This is a genomic window from Rhizobium sp. WYCCWR 11146, from assembly GCF_013591995.1.
GTDB lineage: Bacteria > Pseudomonadota > Alphaproteobacteria > Rhizobiales > Rhizobiaceae > Rhizobium > Rhizobium indicum.
In genome coordinates this window covers 29161-48716 of sequence record NZ_JACCEY010000019.1, presented here as the reverse complement: position 1 = coordinate 48716, position 19556 = coordinate 29161, and the positions used below count along the sequence as shown (strand labels likewise).

Genomic DNA, 19556 nt, shown 5'->3' with positions numbered 1-19556 from the left:
CACGCATGTCATCGCCGTCTGCCAGCCTTCCGTCCCGGTGCTGGCACCCGCTGCCGTGATGGAAGAAGCCAGGGATCCGCTTTCGCCGGCGTCGATGACGCTGATGGGCGGCCCGATCGACACGCGCATCAACCCGACGGCGGTCAATAAGCTCGCCCAGGAGCGATCGCTGCAGTGGTTCTCCGACAATGTCATCATGAATGTGCCCTGGCCGCAGCCGGGCTTCATGCGCCCGGTCTATCCGGGATTCCTGCAGCTCTCGGGCTTTATGTCGATGAATCTTGATCGCCACCTCGTCGCGCACAAGGAATTCTTCATGCATCTTGTGAAGAACGACGGCGAGCCGGAAAAACATCGCGATTTCTACGACGAATATCTCGCCGTCATGGATCTGACCGCCGAATTCTATCTGCAGACGGTGGAGGAGGTCTTCATCAAGCATTCGCTGCCGAAGGGCGAACTGATGCATCGCGGCAAACGCGTCGATCCGGCGGCAATTCGCAACGTGGCGCTGCTGACCGTCGAAGGTGAGAATGACGATATCTCGGGGGTCGGCCAGACAGAGGCGGCGCAGACCATCTGCGTGAACATTCCCGAAGATATGCGCATGCACTATCTTCAGCCGGATGTCGGCCATTATGGTGTTTTCAATGGTTCGCGTTTCCGCCGCGAGATCGCGCCGCGCATCATCGATTTCGTCCGCCAGCATTCGCGTTCTGCCGTTAAGCCTCCGGTCCCGCGTGTCATCAAGGGCGGCCGGGCGGGCTGAATCAGGGATAGCTGAATTAGCAAAACGGATTCAAGGCCTTGTCCGATTTCGCGGGCAATCGTCTTGAAGGCGGTTATTGCGGTAACCACATCGATTTCAGCGTTCGGTATTCTACCGGGCGCGGAAAGCGAGGGATACCCGCACGATGAACCAGTCAGCATTGCTTCGACCGGATTGGACTCCGGCTACCATTGCCCTGATGATTCTCGGCTTCATGGTTTTCTGGCCTCTGGGTCTTGCCATGCTTGCCTACATCATCTTCGGCGACCGTCTGCGCGGCTTCAAGCGTGACGTCAACCAGGCGACCGATGGCTTCTTTGCCTCCTGCCGCCGCCCGCATGGCCGTCACCGCCCGCATTTTTCGACCGGCAACGTCGCCTTTGACGACTGGCGCAAGGCCGAACTCGACCGCATGGAGGAAGAGCGCCGCAAGCTTGACGAAATGCGCGAGGAATTCGACTCCTATCTGCGCGAGCTCCGCCGCGCCAAGGATCAGGAAGAGTTCGACCGTTTCATGCGCGACCGCAGAAACGCCAAGCGCGATGACAACGGCCCGATCGCTGAATACCAGACACCGTAAACGCCTGAACGATGAATTGATGACCGGCATCTCGCGATGCCGGTTTTTCCACGTCTGCCCTTCCGGCGATCATTTAGATTTGCCGGCGAATCGTATAGAAAACACGCATGTTCTCGCTTCTGAAAACAAGGTCGAAGGCGCGAAAGCCGGCTCCGCCCGAAATGCGGACGCTCGATGTCGCCGGCCGGCTCATGCCGCTGACGATCAAGCAGCACGACCGGGCGACACGCATCACGCTGCGCATCGAACCGGGTGGCCGCGCCTTGAAGATGACGGTGCCGAAAGGCCTTGCGGCGCGTGAGGTCAATGCTTTCCTCGATCGTCACCAGGGGTGGCTACTCACCAAGCTTGCCAAGTTTTCGACCGATACCGGCCTGCGTGACGGCGGCGAAATCCTCCTTCGCGGCGTTTCCCATCGCATCCAGCACAGCGGCAGCTTGCGCGGGCTGACGGAGGCGGTTTCCATAGACGGCATCCCGGTGTTGCGCGTCAGCGGCATGCCGGAACATGTCGGACGGCGCATTGCGGCCTTTCTCAAGAAGGAGGCGCGCGCCGATCTCGCAAGACTGGCGACGATGCATGCAGCAACGATCAGAGCGCCGATCCGCTCGATCTCGATGAAGGATACCCGCAGCCGGTGGGGCTCGTGCTCGTCGGAGGGAAATCTGAGCTTTTCGTGGCGTATCGTCATGGCGCCGCCTTCGGTGATCGATTATCTCGCCGCCCATGAGGTCGCCCACCTCAAGGAAATGAACCACGGCCCGCACTTCTGGGCTCTCTGCCGTAAGCTTTGCCCCGGTATGGAGGAAGCGAAGTCCTGGCTCAAGCGGCATGGCAGCCAGTTGCATGCCATCGATTTCGACTAGCGCATAACCCCGAAAATCGGAATCGATTTTTCGGAAAGCATTATGCGCAGATTTAAAGTGATAGAGCGTCCCTAGTGCGTCCTTTGCATGCGCGGCACTCTAGCCGAGAGCCGCGCTAAATTCAGTGTCCGTCGCAAATTGGCTCGACTCTTTCCGCATTTCGTGTCACTTCGCTGCCATGAGACCGGATATCAAGATCTGTGGTTTGAAGACGCCTGAGGCTGTCGATCGCGCGCTGAAGCGCGGCGCGACCCATATCGGTTTTATCTTCTTCGAAAAGAGCCCGCGCTATATCGAGCCGGACCTGGCGGCAAAACTTGCGGAACCTGCGCGTGGCAAGGCGAAAATCGTCGCTGTCGTCGTCGATCCGACCAATGACGAACTCGACGAGATCGTGTCGTTGTTGAGGCCGGATATACTCCAGCTTCACGGCAATGAGAGCCCCGAACATGTGCTGACCATAAAGGCGGTCTATGGTCTGCCTGTGATGAAGGTCTTTTCGGTACGCACGGCAGACGACCTGAAGCGCGTCGAGGCCTATATCGGCATCGCCGACCGTTTCCTCTTCGACGCCAAAGCGCCGAAGGGTTCGGAACTGCCTGGCGGCAACGGTATTTCCTTCGATTGGAGCCTTCTCAGCTGGCTTGACGGCAGCGTCGACTACATGCTTTCCGGCGGGCTGAACAAGGACAATGTCGCGGAAGCGCTTTTCATCACCAAGGCACCGGGTATCGACGTCTCCTCGGGAGTCGAAACTGCGCCTGGCGTGAAGAGTGTCGCGAAGATCGATGAATTTTTTGACGCGGTCGAAAAGGCGAATACGCCGATGATGGCCTCAGGGAGTTGAGAGTGAACGAGACGCCTAAACCGAATTCCTTCCGTTCCGGCCCCGATGAAGATGGCCGTTTCGGCATTTATGGCGGTCGTTTCGTGGCCGAAACGCTGATGCCGCTGATCCTCGACCTGCAGGACGAGTGGAACAGGGCAAAGAACGATCCGGCATTCCAGGCCGAATTGAAACATCTCGGCGCGCATTATATCGGCCGCCCGAGCCCGCTCTATTTCGCCGAGCGGCTGACAGCCGAACTCGGCGGCGCGAAGATCTATTTCAAGCGCGAAGAACTGAACCACACCGGCTCGCACAAGATCAACAATTGCATCGGCCAGATCCTGCTCGCCAAGCGCATGGGCAAGACCCGCATCATCGCCGAAACCGGTGCCGGCCAGCACGGCGTCGCCTCCGCGACCGTTGCAGCCCGCTTTGGCCTTCCCTGCGTCGTCTATATGGGCGCCACCGACGTCGAGCGTCAGGCGCCGAATGTTTTCCGCATGAAGCTGCTCGGCGCGGAGGTCAAACCGGTCACGGCAGGCAGCGGTACGCTGAAGGATGCCATGAACGAGGCGCTTCGCGACTGGGTCACCAATGTCGAGGATACCTATTACCTGATCGGAACGGCAGCCGGTCCGCATCCCTATCCGGAGATGGTCCGCGATTTCCAGTCGGTGATCGGTATCGAAGCGAAAGAGCAGATGCTGGCGGCCGAAGGCCGTCTTCCGGATCTCGTCATCGCTGCCGTCGGCGGCGGCTCGAACGCCATCGGCATTTTCCATCCTTTCCTGGATGATCCCTCTGTCAAGATCGTCGGCGTCGAAGCCGGCGGCAAGGGTCTGCAGGGCGACGAACATTGCGCCTCGATCACCGCCGGTTCGCCAGGCGTGCTGCATGGCAACCGCACCTACCTGCTGCAGGATGGTGACGGTCAGATCAAGGAAGGCCATTCGATTTCGGCCGGTCTCGATTATCCCGGCATCGGCCCCGAACATTCCTGGCTGAACGATACCGGCCGTGTCGACTATGTGCCGATCATGGATCACGAAGCGCTCGAGGCTTTCCAGACCCTGACCCGCCTCGAAGGCATCATCCCGGCGCTCGAGCCCTCGCACGCGATTGCCGAGGTGATCAAACGCGCCCCGACGATGGGCAAGGACGAGATCATCCTGATGAACCTCTCCGGCCGCGGCGACAAGGATATCTTCACCGTCGGCAAGATTCTGGGAATGGGACTGTAAGACATGACCGCACGCATGGACAAACGCTTTGCCGAGCTGAAGGCCGAGGGCCGTCCGGCACTTGTGACCTATTTCATGGGCGGCGATCCCGACTACGACACCTCGCTCGGCATCATGAAGGCGCTGCCGGAGGCAGGCTCCGACATTATCGAGCTCGGCATGCCCTTTTCCGATCCGATGGCCGACGGCCCGGCGATCCAGCTGGCCGGTCAGCGGGCGCTGAAAGGCGGCCAGACGCTGAAGAAGACGCTGCAGCTGGCGGCCGATTTCCGCAAGACGAACGATGCGACGCCGATCGTGATGATGGGTTATTATAACCCGATCTATATTTACGGCGTCGAGAAATTCCTCGACGACGCGCTCGCTGCCGGTATCGACGGCCTGATCGTTGTCGACCTGCCGCCCGAGATGGATGACGAGCTCTGCATTCCGGCTATCCGCAAAGGCATCAATTTCATCCGCCTGGCGACGCCTACGACGGATGAGAAGCGCCTGCCGAAGGTCCTGAAGAACACTTCAGGCTTCGTCTACTACGTCTCGATGAACGGCATCACCGGTTCGGCGCTGCCCGATCCGTCGCTGGTTTCGGGCGCGGTCGAGCGCATCAAGCAGCACACCAAGCTGCCCGTCTGCGTCGGCTTCGGCGTCAAGACGGCGGAACACGCAAAGGTCATCGGCGGTTCGGCCGACGGCGTCGTCGTCGGCACCGCGATCGTCAATCAGGTTGCGACCAGCTTGACGCATGACGGAAAGGCAACGGCGGACACCGTTCAGGCGGTTGCCACGCTCGTGCGCGGCCTTTCCACGGGAACACGTTCGGCGCGCCTTGTTGCTGCCGAATAGTTTGCCCACACTGGAAAAAGTTTATCAGGAGTATTCGAGTTGAACTGGATCACCAACTACGTTCGCCCGCGGATCAATTCCATGCTGGGCCGTCGCGAAGTGCCAGAGAACCTCTGGATCAAGTGCCCGGAAACGGGCGAGATGGTCTTCCACAAGGACCTGGAAGGTAACAAATGGGTCATTCCGGCGTCCGGTTATCACATGAAGATGCCGGCCAAAGCGCGCCTTATCGATCTTTTCGACAATGGCGAGTTCGAATCGCTGCCGCAGCCGAAGGTCGCGCAGGATCCGCTGAAGTTCCGCGATTCGAAGAAATATAGCGATCGCCTGCGCGACAGCCGCCTGAAGACCGAACAAGAGGATACGATCCTCGCCGGTGTCGGAAAGGTGCAAGGACTGAAACTCGTGGCCGTTGTGCACGAATTCAACTTTATCGGCGGTTCGCTCGGCATGGCCGCCGGCGAGGCGATCGTCAAGGCTTTCGAGCGTGCGACGTCTGAAAAGTGCCCGCTGGTGATGTTCCCCGCTTCCGGCGGGGCACGCATGCAGGAAGGCATCCTGTCGCTGATGCAGCTGCCGCGCACGACCGTTGCCGTCGACATGCTGAAAGAATCCGGCCAGCCCTATATCGTCGTGCTGACCAATCCGACGACGGGTGGCGTCACGGCCTCCTATGCCATGCTTGGCGATATTCATCTGGCCGAGCCCGGCGCCGAAATCGGCTTTGCCGGCAAGCGCGTGATCGAACAGACGTTGCGTGAAAAACTGCCCGAAGGCTTCCAGACCGCCGAATACCTGCTGGAGCATGGTATGGTCGATATGGTCATCAAACGTCACGATATTCCGGAAACGCTGGCGCGCCTCTTGAAGATCCTGACGAAGAAGCCGGTTTCGGCAGCGAACGACATCAATGGCGGCGCGATTGCCCTGGCGGCGAGCGCCTGATAACCGACAAGCAGGCGGGGTGCCGAATTGATACCCAGAGGCCAAACCGCGGTGAGTGAGGCAGCGCAGGAGATCGACAAGCTCATGGGATTGCATCCCAAGGGTTTTGATCTGTCTCTCGATCGCATCACCCGTCTTCTCGATGTGCTCGGCAATCCGCACAGGAAACTGCCGCCGGTGATCCATGTCGCCGGCACCAACGGCAAGGGGTCGGTCACCGCCTTCTGCCGCGCCCTGCTCGAAGCCGGCGGCTACAGCGCCCATGTCCACACCTCGCCGCATCTCGTCAATTGGCACGAGCGTTATCGCATCGGCGTCAAGGGCGGACGCGGACAGCTTGTCGACGACGCCGTCTTTGCCGAGGCCGTGCGTCGCGTGGCCGATGCCAATGCAGGACAGCACATCACTGTCTTCGAAATCCTGACGGCGGTCACCTTCATCCTGTTTTCCGAACATCCGGCCGATGCCGCGATCATCGAAGTCGGTCTCGGCGGCCGGTTCGACGCGACGAATGTCATTTCCGATCCGGCCGTCTCGGTGATCATGCCGATTTCGCTGGATCACCAGCCCTATCTCGGCGACAGGGTCGAGCTGATCGCGGCCGAAAAGGCTGGCATCATGAAGCCGGGATTTCCCGTTGTCATCGGTCATCAGGAATATGACGCAGCACTCGACGTGCTGATGTCGACGGCCGAACGACTGCATTGCCCGAGCACCGTCTTCGGGCAGGATTTCATGGCGCATGAGGAATATGGCCGGCTCGTCTACCAGGACGAGTTCGGCCTTGCCGACCTGCCGCTGCCGCGCCTTCCCGGCCGCCATCAATATGCCAATGCCGCCGCCGCCATTCGTGCCGTCAAGGCGGCGGGTTTCACGGTCACCGAGACGATGATGGAAAAGGCGATGAGTTCGGTCGAATGGCCGGGCCGGCTGCAGCGTCTGAGCGAGGGCCGGCTGCTGTCGCATGCGCCCGCCGGTGCCGAGATCTGGATCGATGGCGGACATAATCCCGGTGCCGGCGAAGTGATCGCCGAAGCCATGGCCAATTTCGAGGAGCGCCAGTCTCGGCCGCTTTTCCTGATTACCGGCATGATCAATACCAAGGATCCGGTCGGCTATTTCAAGGCCTTTACCGGCTTGGTCGAGAAGGTTTTCTGCGTGCCGATCCGCGGCAGCGAAGCGATGATCGACCCGGTAATATTGTCAAATGCCGCTTATGATGCCGGTTTGGTTGCCGAACCGATGTTGACGGTCGGCGATGCGCTGGAAGCGATAAAAGCTGTTCTCGATCCAGAGGCATTGCCGCCGCGCATCCTGGTCGGCGGCTCTCTCTATCTCGTCGGTGACGTGCTTGCCGACAACGGCACGCCGCCGAAATGAAGGCTGCGAAATGAAAAAAGCCCGGTCGAGCCGGGCTTTTCGTCAAGTAATATAAGTTGGCCGATATCAATCAGGCGGCGCTCGAAATCCAGTTCGACAGAGCCGTCTTCGGCTTTGCGCCGACAGAGATATCGGCAACTTCGCCGCCCTTGAAGATTGCAAGGGTCGGAATGGAGCGCACACCGAACTGTGCAGCGAGTTCCGGGTTCTCATCGATATTCAGCTTGGCGACCTTGACCTTGCCTTCCATCTCGACGGCGATTTCTTCGAGGCTCGGTGCAATCATCTTGCACGGGCCGCACCATTCGGCCCAGAAATCGACGACGACGGGTTCTGCGGATTCCAGAACTTCCGACTGGAAGTTATTGATATCGACTTTCACGGTAGCCATGGGCTGCTCCTTTAACGGAATTGGGTGTTGAACCACATGTGATGGTGCGGTGCCGAATTTTCAATGTCCGGTATTTCACTTTGTCTTGACCGCTGCAAGCGCCAAACAGAGCGCCTTTTCGCTCAGTGTAAAGAGCGAGGCGTTCTCGGTATAGACAAGCATGCAATCGATACGCCTATCAGGATAGAGTGGCGCCAGGATCTCGCGATAGATCGCCAGCTGCGCCCGGTGCGCGAAGGGGATAGCCTCCTCCGTTGCCGGCGGCACCCGATTGGTCTTGTAGTCGAGAATGACGACGCGATCGGCAAGGACGGCAAGCCGGTCGATGCGCCCGGAGACGGCATAGCGCCGATCTTCGAGCGTCAATGTTCCCATGATCGAAACCTCTGGCTGGGCCTGCGCACCGAGGACAGCCTGCAGACCTTCCTCGTCCAATAGTTTCAGAACCGAATCGACAAGCTTGCGCCGTTCGGCTTCCGGCCAGAATCGAGCCGCCCGTTCAGCATAACGGCTCGCCGCATCAGGTCGCTCCGCAAGCGGAATTTCGGGAAGCGCCTGCAGCATGCGATGGATCAGCCTGCCTTTCTCCAGTGAACGATCGCTGCGCTCCTTTTCGCCGAACAGCGGCGAAACGACCAGCAGGCCACCCGCGTCTTCATCGATGATCGTCCCGGCACCGGAAGGGCTGAGCGGCCGGGGCAGCTCAGCCTGCGGCGGCAATGGCCGCAACAGGCCGTCCGGCAAGGTCTCCTCGCTGCCGCGCTCTTCGCTGCGATCGATACGCTCGAAGCTTCGTTCTACCCGCGGCACGCGCCATTTGATGCCCGGCCATTCCCCATCGGGACCGGAGAATGTGGTCGCCTCCACATGCGGATGGTCGTCGCGCAGTGCCGTCGAAATCATCATATGCCAGGTGTCATTGTTCACACGCACGCCACGATAGCCGCAGACGACCAGCCGGTCGGCGGCGCGCGTCATGGCGACATAGAGCAACCGGCGGTATTCCTCCTCCGCCAGCATCTGGATACGTGCGGCATCATCCTGGGTAAGCGAATTGGAAAGATCCGAGACAGGAACCCAGACGGGCATCGGCGGCTCGTCTGGGCCGGTCTCGATCAGGCGAAGCTTCGGAAGATGGGTATGGGTGAAGGCCTTCGAACCGCCGTCGACGAGGAAAACGATCGGTGCTTCAAGACCCTTGGAGGCATGCACCGTCATGATCCGTACCTCGTTGCGCCCCTTGTCCTGCTCGCGCTTCATCACCGGGGCTTCGAGTTCCAGCGTCGAGATGAAGGATTGCAGACCGGGAAGGCCGGCGCTCTCATGGTCGAGCGTGAAGGTCAGGAATTCGTCGAGAATATCGCTGACCTCGGTGCCGAGACGGGCAAGGAATTGCCGCCGCCCGCCATAGCTGCCCAGCACGCGCGCATAGAAATCATGGACGGACAGGCTCCTGGACTGCCGGAGAAACAGCTCCAGCCTCTCGACGGCAGCGCGGAAGCGCTCGGTGCCGTCTGCTGCGAAGCTTTTGAGATGGCTCCAGACGCTTTCATTGTCGCCGCGCAACGCGGCGATCGCAAAGATGTCGTCCTCGGAGAGATCGAAAAACGGGCTCTTGAGCACGGCGGCGAGCGAAAGGTCGTCTTCCGGCAGAAGCAGGAAACGGCCGAGCGCCAGCAGATCCTGCACGGCGATATGGCTGGTCAGCACCAGTCTGTCCGCGCCGGCGACGGGAATGTCGCCGCGGCGCTTCAGCGCCCGCGTCAACGCATTGACGAAGGCGTCGCGCTTGCGCACCAGCACCAGGATGTCGCCGGCCTCGATCAGGCGCTCCTTGCCTTTGTCGACGATCGTTTCGCGGCCAACAAGCGTGCCGATCGAATGGGCGATCCGCCGCGCGAGGATCGCGGCCGGCGCGCTTTCCGGCGTCGCATCGAAGGGCGCCGTCCAGTCCTCCTCCTTCACCACCGCTTCCGGCGCAACCATCTCCCAGAGATCGACGGCGCCAGGATGTCCGATGCGGCTGGAACGATGCACGACCGGTTCGCCGACCGCACTGAGGCCGCGCGCGTTTTCGGGTGTCTTGAAAATGTGGTCGACCGCCTCGAGCACGTCGGCGGTCGAGCGGAACGACAGCGGCAGCCTCACGGAGGAAAAACTCTGCCCGCTATCGGAAACGCGCCGCCGCGTTCGGTCGCTCTCCTCGGAGAAACGCTCGGGCCTTGCCCCCTGGAAGGAATAGATCGACTGCTTTTCGTCGCCGACGGCAAAAAGCGTGCGCACGATCGGCCGGGCGCTTTCGCCGGAGAAGAAATCTTCGGCGAGCGACTGGATGACGCTCCACTGGATCGGGCTGGTATCCTGCGCCTCGTCGACGAGGATATGATCGATGCCGCGATCGAGCTTGTAGTGGATCCAGGGGCCGACGCCACTTTTCGTCAGGAGGTCGGCGGTGCGGGTGATCAGGTCCTCGAAATCGAGCTGGCTGCGCTGCTTCTTCAACTCGTCATAATCGTGATTCAGCCGATCGGCGAGCACGAGCGCTGCATGTGTGGCGCCGTACATCCGCATCAGTTTCAGCCGGTCACGGCTTGCTGCGACATGCGCGCGGGCAATGGCGATGGCCTTCGCCAGCTGCGGTGCCTCGGCAAGCATGGCCTTGACGAAGAATTGCGAGTCCGCCTTGGGCTCGCCCTTCACGGTCAGAAAGATTTTCTCGAGAAATTGCGCGCGCCTTGCGTCATCGCGCTCCCGCCCGGCGAGCCTGAGGCCATAGGCAACCTCCTGCGCCTTGGCACCGCCCTTCTGGTCGGCAAGCGAAAGATAAAGTTCCAGCGTGCCGCCCGAAAGCTCCGGCAAAGGCCAATATTGCGCCGCGATCCTGTCTTCCGTGTCGCCGACGGCAAGGCCGAGCCTTTTGCGCAGAACCATTTCCACGCCGCCCTGCTGTTCAGCCGTCGCGGTGAAACGACGAATGGCATTGCGATTGGCGACGATGTCGCCGAGCAGGTTCTCAAGCCCGGATTCGTCGCCGAGATTGAGCACGTAGGCGAATGCCTCGGCAAGGGCGCTGTCTTCGTCCGGCGCGGTTGCCGTCAGCAGTGCCCGGCGCGCATCGGAAAGCAGCGCCACCGCCGCGCGATCGTCGAGAACCGAGAAATGCCCGGCAACGTTGGCTTCCAGCGGGAACTGATGCAGCAGTGCCTCGCAAAAGGCATGGATCGTCTGGATCTTCAGTCCACCTGGTGTCTCCAGCGCCTTGGCAAACAGCCGGCGTGCCTCGGCAAGCTTCAGTCCGTCGGGAGCCATGCCTTCGATCTGTGTGATGCGGCGGCCGAGGTCTTCATCGTCAAGCACCACCCATTCCGCCAGCCGTTCGAAGACGCGGTTCGACATTTCCGACGCCGCGGCCTTGGTGTAGGTGAGGCATAAAATGGCGGAAGGCCGCGCACCTGATAGCAGCAGCCGGATGACGCGCTGTGTCAGCACATGCGTCTTGCCGGAACCGGCATTGGCCGAGACCCATGCTGAACGCAGCGGATCGGAGGCAATCGCCTGCTGGATCGTCGTCCAGCCGATCCAGGCGCCCGGATCGTCATCGTTGGGAAGGGCGGTCACATCACTCATCGCCGCCCTCTTCGGTTTCGGCCGTCGACCATTCGGAGACGCGGGCGAGATGATCATAGTCGCCGCCGAAATCGAATTGCTGGGCCGGGATCAGCCGCGAGGTAAAGCCTCTCTCGCTGGATTGCAGCAACCCCACGAATTTGACCAGCTGGTCGATCGATTCGGCGGCCAGATCCATCGCCGATTTCGCCTTGTCGCTGCGCGCCGAGCTCTCGTTGTTGACGGTATCGACTTGGAAGCGGCTTCCGGGTCGCAGACGCACATAGAGAAGGTCCTGCGGCACGAGGCTGCCGGCATCGCGGAAGGCACCGGCGCTCAAGGCGGCCGCTTCAAGCGCAAGCTGCGGATCGAGAAGCACACGTGCCTGCGCCGGTGAGGGATTGTAGCCGGTCTTGTAGTCGATGATGTCGGCCGAGTTTGGTCCTGTGACGTCGATCCGGTCTGCAACGCCGGTGAGCCGGATATTGATCGGCTCCAATTCCATGCCGCCCCGTACTTCCGTCAGCGTTTTCAGGATGCCATGCTGGCGTCCGGCCTCCCATTCGAGGAAGACGCGGGCCACCGCGCGAAAGCGCGGCCGCCACACCGCGTCGATATGCGGCGGCAACTTTTCCATGTCGAAAAGCTCGGAAAGGATGGCCTCCATCGCCGCTGCCGCATCCGGCGTGCCGGCGATGTGAGCCTCGCGGATGAATCGATCGATGATCTCGTGGTAGAGCGTTCCGCGTTCGGCCGCCCCTGGATCACGATTGAACGGGTCGACGGGGTCAAGCCGCAGGATGCGACGGGCATAGATGGCATAGGGATCTCGGCGCAGCCGGCCGACTTCGCTGAAGGAATAGGATTTCGGCTGCAGCGCCAGCGGCGGTTTCGGCGAGGGGCGCTGCACCGGCGCCTGAGCATCTCCCCGATCGATGAGAGCGGCCCATTGGAGGAACCGATTGCCGCGTCCCTTCAATTCCGCTTCGAACGCCTCTCCGCCGAGCGCCAGCAGCCGCTGCAGCCAACGCGAGGCGACGGTCGGCGTCGAGCCCTGGCGCAGCGCGCGCGAATAGATCAGATGGCGTGTGCCGTTTGCCATCTCGAAATCATGCGCCAGCTGGCCGATGCGCCGCTCCGGCGGCTCGAGGCCGATCTCCGTCTTCATCATTCGCGGAATGAAGGGGTTGTTGGCGGTCTGTCCCGGCCAGGTGCCTTCGTTCAGGCCGCCGAGGATCAGCGTATCGACGCTCTGCAGGCGGGCTTCCAGCGTGCCGAAGATGAAGAGCCTCGGATGGCTGAGCGCCCGTGGTTTCACCGCATGACCGGCGGCGAGCGCTGCCATGATGTCGATCCATTGCGGTCCGTCGGCCTCCATCTGGCCGTCCGTGTCGATCACTTCACTGAGCAGGGCGGCGAGGGCGTCTCCCGCTTCGTTCGACCAGAGATCGGCGAGATTGCCTTGCGGATCGACCGCGACCGCTTCAAGCGAACGGCCAGTGCGCTCGGCCCATTCGGACAATGTGAAGCGCACTGTTCTTCCACGATCTTCCGGCCGGTGCCGCATCAGCGCCGAAGCCAGAGGCTCGGTCGCTTGTGTGACCCGGCGGGCAAGGTCGCATGCGGCGTCGGCGGCCTCAGGCGAAAGCGATTTTCGCCATTGCGGCGCGTGCCTGTCCAGCGCCTGTTCGGCAAGTTGGTGCGTGAGGAGAGGTTCGAGCGTGCTGATATCCACCTCGGCCACACCGCCGCGCAGCGCCAGCAGCTCGAGCGCCTCGGTAGCGGAAATCAATGCGCCGCGCTCCAGGCCGAAGCGGGCAAGCGGATGTTTGAGCAGTGAGATGATTGCCACCGGATCGCCCGGTCGCAGCGCTGCCTCCAGCAGCAATTGCAGCAAGGTGCCCTGCGGCATGGCCGAAAGCGGTGTGCCCGCCGAATCATCGGCGAGAATGCCGAAGCGGGAAAGCTCGGCCATCACCCGCCGCGCGAGATTGCGGTCCGGAGTGATGAGTGCTGCCCGGCTCTCGCCGTCCTGTCCCGGTCTTTCCAGCGCCAGCCGGAGTGCGATGGCAATCGCCGTTGCTTCCTCGCGCTCATTGGCGGCTTCAATCAGCGAGACATCAGAGAAGGCCGAAGACAGCGCGCCGGCCGGCAGATCGCTCTTCCACGCTCCCCAGTCGCTGGTCGCCTCCGCTGGAGCAAGGGCCCGCGACAGGATTTCGGCCCGCCGGTCAAGATCGGCCTCCGGTCTGTCGAGGAGCGTGACGTCGGCGCGTGTCAGCTTCAGCCGCTTGAGCAGCAGTGACAGGCCATATTGCGGATGGCTCCGGCTTGCGGGATTGGCATGTTGGCCGGGCGCCGGTTCCGGCGCGACCATCTGCCAGTGCATTTCGGGCATGGAGAGATCGAGACCTGGAAGCACGATCACACCTTCAGGCAGATGGGCGACGGCGGCGATGAGATCGGCGGTGGCGGGAACGGAACCCGTCGAACCGGCGATGATGATCGGTCCCGCGGGTTTCGTCGCCGAAAGCCGGCCTGCTTCGGCCCGCAGAATGGCGTTTCTATGCCGTGCCGGCGAGGATTTGCCGAGTTCGGAAAGCCGTTCGGGCCAGAAGGCGCTGGCGATCTGCAGGAACTCCGCCGTCAACTGCCACCAGGCGGCATAATCGCCGGTATCGAGTTTCGACAGCTCCGACCAGTCGAGATCCTCGGTCTCGATGGAATCGATCAGCTCGGCAAGATTGCGGGCGAGCCAGATCGCATCCGCCGGGCTTGCCGGCGCGACGAGCGGCGAGTCCGAGTGAATGTGGCGGACGATCTCCGGCAACTTATTTCGCCAGGCAAGGATCAGACGCGCAAGCTCCAGCAGACGGGCGGTATTCGATAGCGGCTGGGCGAGATCGATCGTTGTCGGCAGCGCCTCGTCGAAATAGCCGCTATCGTCATCGGTTTCGCCGAGCGGGCGGATGACGGGGAGGATCGCTGATCGGCCGCCGAGCAGGTCGACGAATTCAGAACGCAGCACACGCACGGCGCGCCGGGTCGGCAGGTAGATCGTGACTTTGGCAAGCGACAGCGGATCATCGGCGTCGTGCCGGAAAATCGGCGTCAATCGGCCGTCGCAAACTGTCGTCGCCAGCGTTTTCAGGAAGGAGAGGCCCGCCGGGATCGTCAGGATGCGTGGCTGGTGCCGCTCCGCCATGGCTTAAGCAAACGTCCGCAATCGCCGGATCGTTTCCTCCGCCTCGCCGATTGCCTCCGGCGTGCCGACCGTCAGCCAATGGCCTTCGAGCACCATGCCGAAAAGCCGTCCACGCGCGATCGCCTTGTCGAAATAGATATTGAGGTTGAAGGCATCCTTCGGCGCATCGTCGAACAGCGACGGGTTCATGGCGATCGCGCCGGCATAGACGACGGGATTGGACGGATCGTCGCGATAACGCGTCAGCCGGCCATCGGCCGCAAGACTGAAGTCGTTCTTGCCATTGTGACCCGTCGTATCCTCGATCCCGACGCAAAGCAGCGCCATATCCATGCGTTTGGCATCGAAGAATCCGGCTAAGCGTTCCAGGTTCGTCGGCCGCCCCGGCTGTTCGCCGATCCAGAAGAGATCGGCATTCATGACGAAGATATTGTCGCGGTTAAGCAGCCTCAGCCCCTTCGCCAGGCCGCCGCCGGAATTCATCAGTGCGTCCCGCTCGTCCGATATGACGATGTCGAGGCCGCGATAATTCCCGAGATGGTCGAGCATCTGGTTGGCGTGATGGTGAACGTTGACGACGGCGCGTTCGACGCCGGCCGCCACCAGCGAATCCAGCGCGTAGTCGATCATCGGCTTGCCGTCGATCTTCACCAGCGGCTTCGGGATCTTGTCGGTGATCGGGCGCATGCGGGTTCCGAGACCCGCGGCCAGTACCATGGCTTGTCTGATGGTCATTCTGATCCGAAACTTATGATTCGCTCTGGCCTATTCCAGCCCTTGCGCACCAATCGCGCAAGGGGGCAAGCGTTTCATGCTCGAGCGCGACGTTCAGATAGGAAAGCGTGCGCGGCATGTGTTTCAGATAGCCTGGCTTGCCGTCGCGCTGCAACAGGCGCACCCAAAGACCGGCAAGCTTGCAATTGCGCTGCGCCGACATGATCGCCCAGGCCTTCATAAATCCGGCTTCGTCGAAACCGCGCTCCGCGCGGCGAAGCGTCAGATAATCATCCATCAGCTGCCGGAAGAGGTCCGGCTCGATCGTTACGCGCGCATCCTGGACGATCGACGCAAGGTCATAAGCCGTTGGGCCGATCATCGCGTCCTGGAAGTCGATCAGGCCGATCTTGCGAATACCGCTTTCATGTTCGCGCCAGATGATGTTCGGCGAATGGAAGTCGCGCAGCAGCAGGCTCTTCTCGGCCGTTGCGAGCTCGTCGATGAGTGCATCCCAGATCGCCAGATATTCCGCCCGTTCGGCTTCCGTTGCGGGTGCGCCCTGGCGCTTCCAGGGCAGGTGCCAGTCGAGCACCAACCGCACCTCCATCTTCATCGCCGTGCGGTCGAAATCAGGAATATGGTGGATATGGCCCTTTCCAACGGGGATGTCCTGCGGAAATTTCAGGGCGTGCAGCTTGGCCAGGCAGGCGACGCTTTCGCGATAGCGTTCTATAACCGGCTGTCCGTGGATATCCAGCACGCCTTCGCTGCCGAGATCTTCGATCAGCAGGATACCCTTGTTATAATCCACCTTGTAGACTTCGGGCGCCGCAAAACCATCCTTGCGCAGCGTATCGGCGATCGCCACGAAGGGATAAGCGTTTTCGGCAAGATGCGCGACTTTGGGATAGGGTTTGCCGTCGAGAACCGGCGGGCCTTCAGCAAGCGGCGGCCAGTCCATCAGGATGATGCGTTGGTTCCCGGCTTGCGGATAGATCGCCTCATAGGCGCGCAGCGAGGCGTCGCCGGTCAGGAAGCGGCGTCTCGCTTCGGGATAACCTGCACCGTCAAGGAAATCGCGGATCGCCAGGACACGGCGGATGCGTGTATTTTGCGCGCCCGCGGCTCTGATTGTCGCCCGACGGCCATTGACCTCATGTTCAAGTGTCAGCGCGATGCGCTCCGCGGGCAGTTCGCTCTCCGCCATCTCAGGCCATTCGACGAGACAGATACCGTTCTGCAGGGCCTCGTCGAAGCCAAGCTCTGTCAGTTCGGCGGCATCGCCGAGCCGGTAGAGATCGAAATGCGAAACGGCGATGCGCAGATCGTAGGATTGTACCAGCGTGAAGGTCGGGCTCGGGACCTCGAGCCCCTCGTCATCGGCGATGGCGCGCAGGATCGCGCGGGCGAGCGAGGATTTCCCCGCGCCGAGATCGCCAGAAAGGGCAAGGCAATCGCCGGCCTTCAGGGCCAGCGCCAGGTCCTCGCCGAGGCGGATGGTAGCCGCCTCGTCTTTCAGGAAAAGCGAGATCGTATCGCTGGTCGTCATTCGGCGGCGGCGGAATGCGGGACATCGACCGAGGGGATACGGCAGACGACGGTCGTGCCCTTGCCCGGCTCGCTGTCGATCGTCACATCGCCATGATGCAGACTGACGAAGCTGTCGACGATCGAGAGGCCGAGGCCGGCGCCGCCGCGTTTGCCGCTTTTTGCCCCCGTGGCAAAACGGTCGAAGACGGTCGCGATCATATCAGGTGAGATGCCGGGGCCGCGATCGCTGACGGCGAAGACGAAATCCGTGCCTTCGCGATGGCATTCCAGCGAGATTGAGGTGCCTTCGGGCGAGAAATTCGCCGCATTGGACAGAAGCTTCAGAAGGATCTGCTTCAGCCGCTGCGGATCGGCAACGATCGAGCCGAGATAGGCGGGTGCGGTGATTTCAAGCGCGACGCCGCTTTCGTGGAGGCGATCGGCAATCTGCATCGAGACGTCGTCGAGCAGATCGTTGAGATCGATATCCGCATAATTGAGGCGCATGATGCCGGCATCGACGGTCGCAAGGTCGAGAATATCGTTGACGAGCGTCAAGAGAACCGAGGACGAGGTCGAGATGTGGTCGATATATTCGGCCTGCCGTTCGGTAAGCGGCCCGACGCCCGGCGTGCGCAGGAGATCGGTGAAGCCGATGATGTTGGTCAATGGCGAGCGCAGTTCATAGGAAACGTGCTGGACGAAATCGTTTTTCAGCTCGTCGGCCTTGCGCAGTGCTTCGTTCTTCTCGGTCAGCGCGCGCTCGGCACGCACGCTGTCCGTCATGTTGACGAAGGTCAGCATGGTCTGCGCGTTCGGTAGCGGGATGACGGCATAGTCGAGCACGAGGCCGGAGAAGAGTTCCAGCGTTCCCTGTCCTGAGCGGCGTTCGTCGTCGAAGCTGGTGATCAGTTCCGCGAAGGTCTTCCAGCCGTCCGGCCGATCATAGGACGGGGCGCAGGCCTCGCCCAGCGCACGGATATGGGTGCCGGGCTTGGCTTCGGTTTCGGTGATCCCCCAGAGCGCGCGGAAGGCCGGGTTGGAAAGGCGGATGCGTCCATCAGGACCGAACACCGCCACACCCTCGGAAAGGTGGTCGATCGTTTCGCCCTGCACCTTGACCAGCGTGTTGTAGCGCGTTTCGAGATCGACCTGCTCGGTCAGGTTTTCGAACACCCAGGTGGCGCCGCCCTGCGGATGGGCGGTCGCAAAGACCCGTAACGTCTGCCCGTTCGGCAGATGCCAGAGATCGGTTTGCGTGTCGAGCGCGCGATAGACCGAAAGTGCGGCTTCCTTCCAGCTTTTCCAATTAAGCTGGTCCGGCAGTTTCTTGGCCGCCCGCAGCCGCTCGAGCAGCTCGCTATTGTCGGGCCGGCCCTCGAGGAAGGCGATATCCAACTCCCAGAGCGCGACGAAGGCCTGGTTGTAGAATTGCAGCCGGCGCTCGCCGTCGAAGATGGCAACAGGCGTGGCGAGATGGTCGAGCGTTTCGGCATGGCTCTTCAGCGTCCGTTCCAGCTCGGCGCGCACGGCCTCTATGTCGGACACATCGATCGCGATGCCGGCCGAGCCGCCGGGAACCCTGACGTCGACGACGTCGAAGAATGTGCGGTTGCCGTGCACGACCGTCGAGATCTTGTCGTGGAAGGGCGATTCCGGCGTCGTCGTGGCGCGAATGCGTTCGCGCGCCACGGTCGTCAGCATCTCGCGGCCTTCATTGATCGCCTGCTGCGGCGATCGCGCTTCGACCGCCTCGCCATAAGCCTGGTTGACCCAGGTGAGGCGGCCCACCGGATCGCGCTGCCAGGCCGGCATGTCGATCGCGTCGAGCATGGTCTGGAAGGCCGAGATCGAGGTCATCAGCCGGTCGCGCTCGATCCTGAGCTCTGCGAGCTCGGCACGCAGATTGTTGAGCGCCACGAAACGGACGAAGGCCCGCCCGCCGGAAACCCGGCCCTGCGCCTCGAGGATTTCGTCGCGGATGGTTTCGACCACCATGTCGAAGCTCTGCGCCTCGTCGCGCAGCCGGTCGATCGCCTTTTCCAGCTCGGAAGCCGAACGTGACTTCAGCCATAGGCCGAAGGCCAGGAATTCGCCGTCCTGTGGTGCGCCGGTCTCGGGCGGAAGCTGGCCGAGCAGTTCGGGACGTGCATTGCCGTCCCAGATGACGATCCGCCGGTTCTTGTCGGCGATCAGAGCCTGGTATTGCGAAATGCGCTGCTGGGCATCGGAGAGCGCCGAGCGGATTTCTCGGCTTTCGTTTTCCAGGTTGCCGCGCTGACGCACGAGCCACAGCGTCGACAGCAGTGCTGCCGATATGACGCCGATGACGACGGAAACACCGATCACCTGCGAGGATGTGAAGAGGTGAGCCGTGGCCGCCGCCTGCTGCTCCGCCTGTGCCAGAGCCGGCCGCGCCAGGGCGGCAAGCGCCGTGCCGGCCGCGCAGCTTTTCAGGAAGCGCGCCAATGGTCCGCGCTCTTGCTTTACGGCCTCGTGTGCCGTTGCAGATTTATATCCTTGACCTGCCATCAGCGGGCGGCGATCGGCGCGTGCGCCATCATCCGCCTGACCGGGCAGGCTGCTTTTTATTTCCGACATCCGCGGTATGTCTCCGTCCTTCAATGTGCCGCATTACGACAAGACATCCCATT

The 19556-nt window shown here is 61.8% G+C and carries 14 protein-coding genes; 8 read left to right on the top strand and 6 right to left on the bottom strand.

The features are described 5' to 3' along the window. The 8 genes from phaZ to HX899_RS13455 all read left to right on the top strand — a co-directional run. Nucleotides 1-769, top strand: a 769-nt coding sequence (gene phaZ, locus HX899_RS35060) for a polyhydroxyalkanoate depolymerase (protein WP_246697104.1), incomplete at its 5' end; no start/stop codon positions are given. A gap of 145 nt (nt 770-914) precedes the next feature. Beyond that, on the top strand, nt 915-1349 hold the full coding sequence (locus HX899_RS13485; RefSeq protein WP_181292650.1) for a DUF2852 domain-containing protein: 435 nt from the start codon (nt 915-917) through the stop codon (nt 1347-1349). Between the two features lie 107 nt (nt 1350-1456). Continuing rightward, nucleotides 1457-2215, top strand: a complete 759-nt coding sequence (locus tag HX899_RS13480) for a M48 family metallopeptidase (protein ID WP_138331994.1) — start codon at nt 1457-1459, stop codon at nt 2213-2215. Between the two features lie 178 nt (nt 2216-2393). Then, nucleotides 2394-3062: a phosphoribosylanthranilate isomerase gene (locus HX899_RS13475; protein WP_138331995.1), complete on the top strand. Its 669-nt coding sequence runs from the start codon at nt 2394-2396 to the stop codon at nt 3060-3062. A gap of 2 nt (nt 3063-3064) precedes the next feature. Then, complete coding sequence (gene trpB, locus HX899_RS13470; RefSeq protein ID WP_003544114.1) at nt 3065-4285, top strand: tryptophan synthase subunit beta; 1221 nt, start codon at nt 3065-3067, stop codon at nt 4283-4285. A 3-nt stretch (nt 4286-4288) separates the two neighbouring features. Next, nucleotides 4289-5128 carry a tryptophan synthase subunit alpha gene (gene trpA, locus HX899_RS13465; protein WP_029874599.1) on the top strand — a complete coding sequence of 280 codons (840 nt, stop codon included), beginning with the start codon at nt 4289-4291 and terminating at the stop codon, nt 5126-5128. Between the two features lie 39 nt (nt 5129-5167). Continuing rightward, nucleotides 5168-6073, top strand: a complete 906-nt coding sequence (accD, locus tag HX899_RS13460) for an acetyl-CoA carboxylase, carboxyltransferase subunit beta (protein WP_181292649.1) — start codon at nt 5168-5170, stop codon at nt 6071-6073. 27 nt (nt 6074-6100) lie between these two features. Further along, nucleotides 6101-7453: a folylpolyglutamate synthase/dihydrofolate synthase family protein gene (locus tag HX899_RS13455; protein ID WP_029874597.1), complete on the top strand. Its 1353-nt coding sequence runs from the start codon at nt 6101-6103 to the stop codon at nt 7451-7453. Nucleotides 7454-7523: 70 nt separating this feature from the next. Here HX899_RS13455 and trxA read toward each other — a convergent pair whose 3' ends face one another. The 6 genes from trxA to HX899_RS13425 form a co-directional block, all read right to left on the bottom strand. Continuing rightward, complete coding sequence (gene trxA, locus HX899_RS13450; RefSeq protein ID WP_003544118.1) at nt 7524-7844, bottom strand: thioredoxin; 321 nt, start codon at nt 7842-7844, stop codon at nt 7524-7526. Nucleotides 7845-7919: 75 nt separating this feature from the next. Further along, nucleotides 7920-11471 (bottom strand): double-strand break repair helicase AddA, encoded by a 3552-nt coding sequence (addA, locus tag HX899_RS13445; RefSeq protein ID WP_181292648.1) that lies wholly within the window; start codon nt 11469-11471, stop codon nt 7920-7922. Next, nucleotides 11464-14655, bottom strand: a complete 3192-nt coding sequence (gene addB, locus HX899_RS13440) for a double-strand break repair protein AddB (RefSeq protein WP_138331999.1) — start codon at nt 14653-14655, stop codon at nt 11464-11466. Before addB ends, addA begins: the two co-directional genes overlap by 8 nt. A 3-nt stretch (nt 14656-14658) precedes the next feature. After that, on the bottom strand, nt 14659-15390 hold the full coding sequence (locus HX899_RS13435; RefSeq protein WP_138332000.1) for a nucleotidyltransferase family protein: 732 nt from the start codon (nt 15388-15390) through the stop codon (nt 14659-14661). 13 nt (nt 15391-15403) lie between these two features. Continuing rightward, on the bottom strand, nt 15404-16921 hold the full coding sequence (gene tsaE, locus HX899_RS13430; protein ID WP_138332001.1) for a tRNA (adenosine(37)-N6)-threonylcarbamoyltransferase complex ATPase subunit type 1 TsaE: 1518 nt from the start codon (nt 16919-16921) through the stop codon (nt 15404-15406). Continuing rightward, nucleotides 16918-19503 (bottom strand): PAS domain-containing sensor histidine kinase, encoded by a 2586-nt coding sequence (locus tag HX899_RS13425; RefSeq protein WP_181292647.1) that lies wholly within the window; start codon nt 19501-19503, stop codon nt 16918-16920. Before HX899_RS13425 ends, tsaE begins: the two co-directional genes overlap by 4 nt. Between the last annotated feature and the right edge of the window lie 53 nt (nt 19504-19556).

Excerpts from the sequence above, each read along its gene's own strand:
- HX899_RS13485 (WP_181292650.1), top strand. The coding sequence starts at position 915 with ATGAACCAGTCAGCATTGCTTCGACCGGATTGGACTCCGGCTACCATT.
- HX899_RS13480 (WP_138331994.1), top strand. The coding sequence starts at position 1,457 with ATGTTCTCGCTTCTGAAAACAAGGTCGAAGGCGCGAAAGCCGGCTCCG.
- HX899_RS13475 (WP_138331995.1), top strand. The coding sequence starts at position 2,394 with ATGAGACCGGATATCAAGATCTGTGGTTTGAAGACGCCTGAGGCTGTC.
- trpA (WP_029874599.1), top strand. The coding sequence starts at position 4,289 with ATGACCGCACGCATGGACAAACGCTTTGCCGAGCTGAAGGCCGAGGGC.
- trxA (WP_003544118.1), bottom strand. The coding sequence starts at position 7,844 with ATGGCTACCGTGAAAGTCGATATCAATAACTTCCAGTCGGAAGTTCTG.
- addA (WP_181292648.1), bottom strand. The coding sequence starts at position 11,471 with ATGAGTGATGTGACCGCCCTTCCCAACGATGACGATCCGGGCGCCTGG.
- addB (WP_138331999.1), bottom strand. The coding sequence starts at position 14,655 with ATGGCGGAGCGGCACCAGCCACGCATCCTGACGATCCCGGCGGGCCTC.
- HX899_RS13435 (WP_138332000.1), bottom strand. The coding sequence starts at position 15,390 with ATGACCATCAGACAAGCCATGGTACTGGCCGCGGGTCTCGGAACCCGC.
- tsaE (WP_138332001.1), bottom strand. The coding sequence starts at position 16,921 with ATGACGACCAGCGATACGATCTCGCTTTTCCTGAAAGACGAGGCGGCT.
- HX899_RS13425 (WP_181292647.1), bottom strand. The coding sequence starts at position 19,503 with ATGTCGGAAATAAAAAGCAGCCTGCCCGGTCAGGCGGATGATGGCGCA.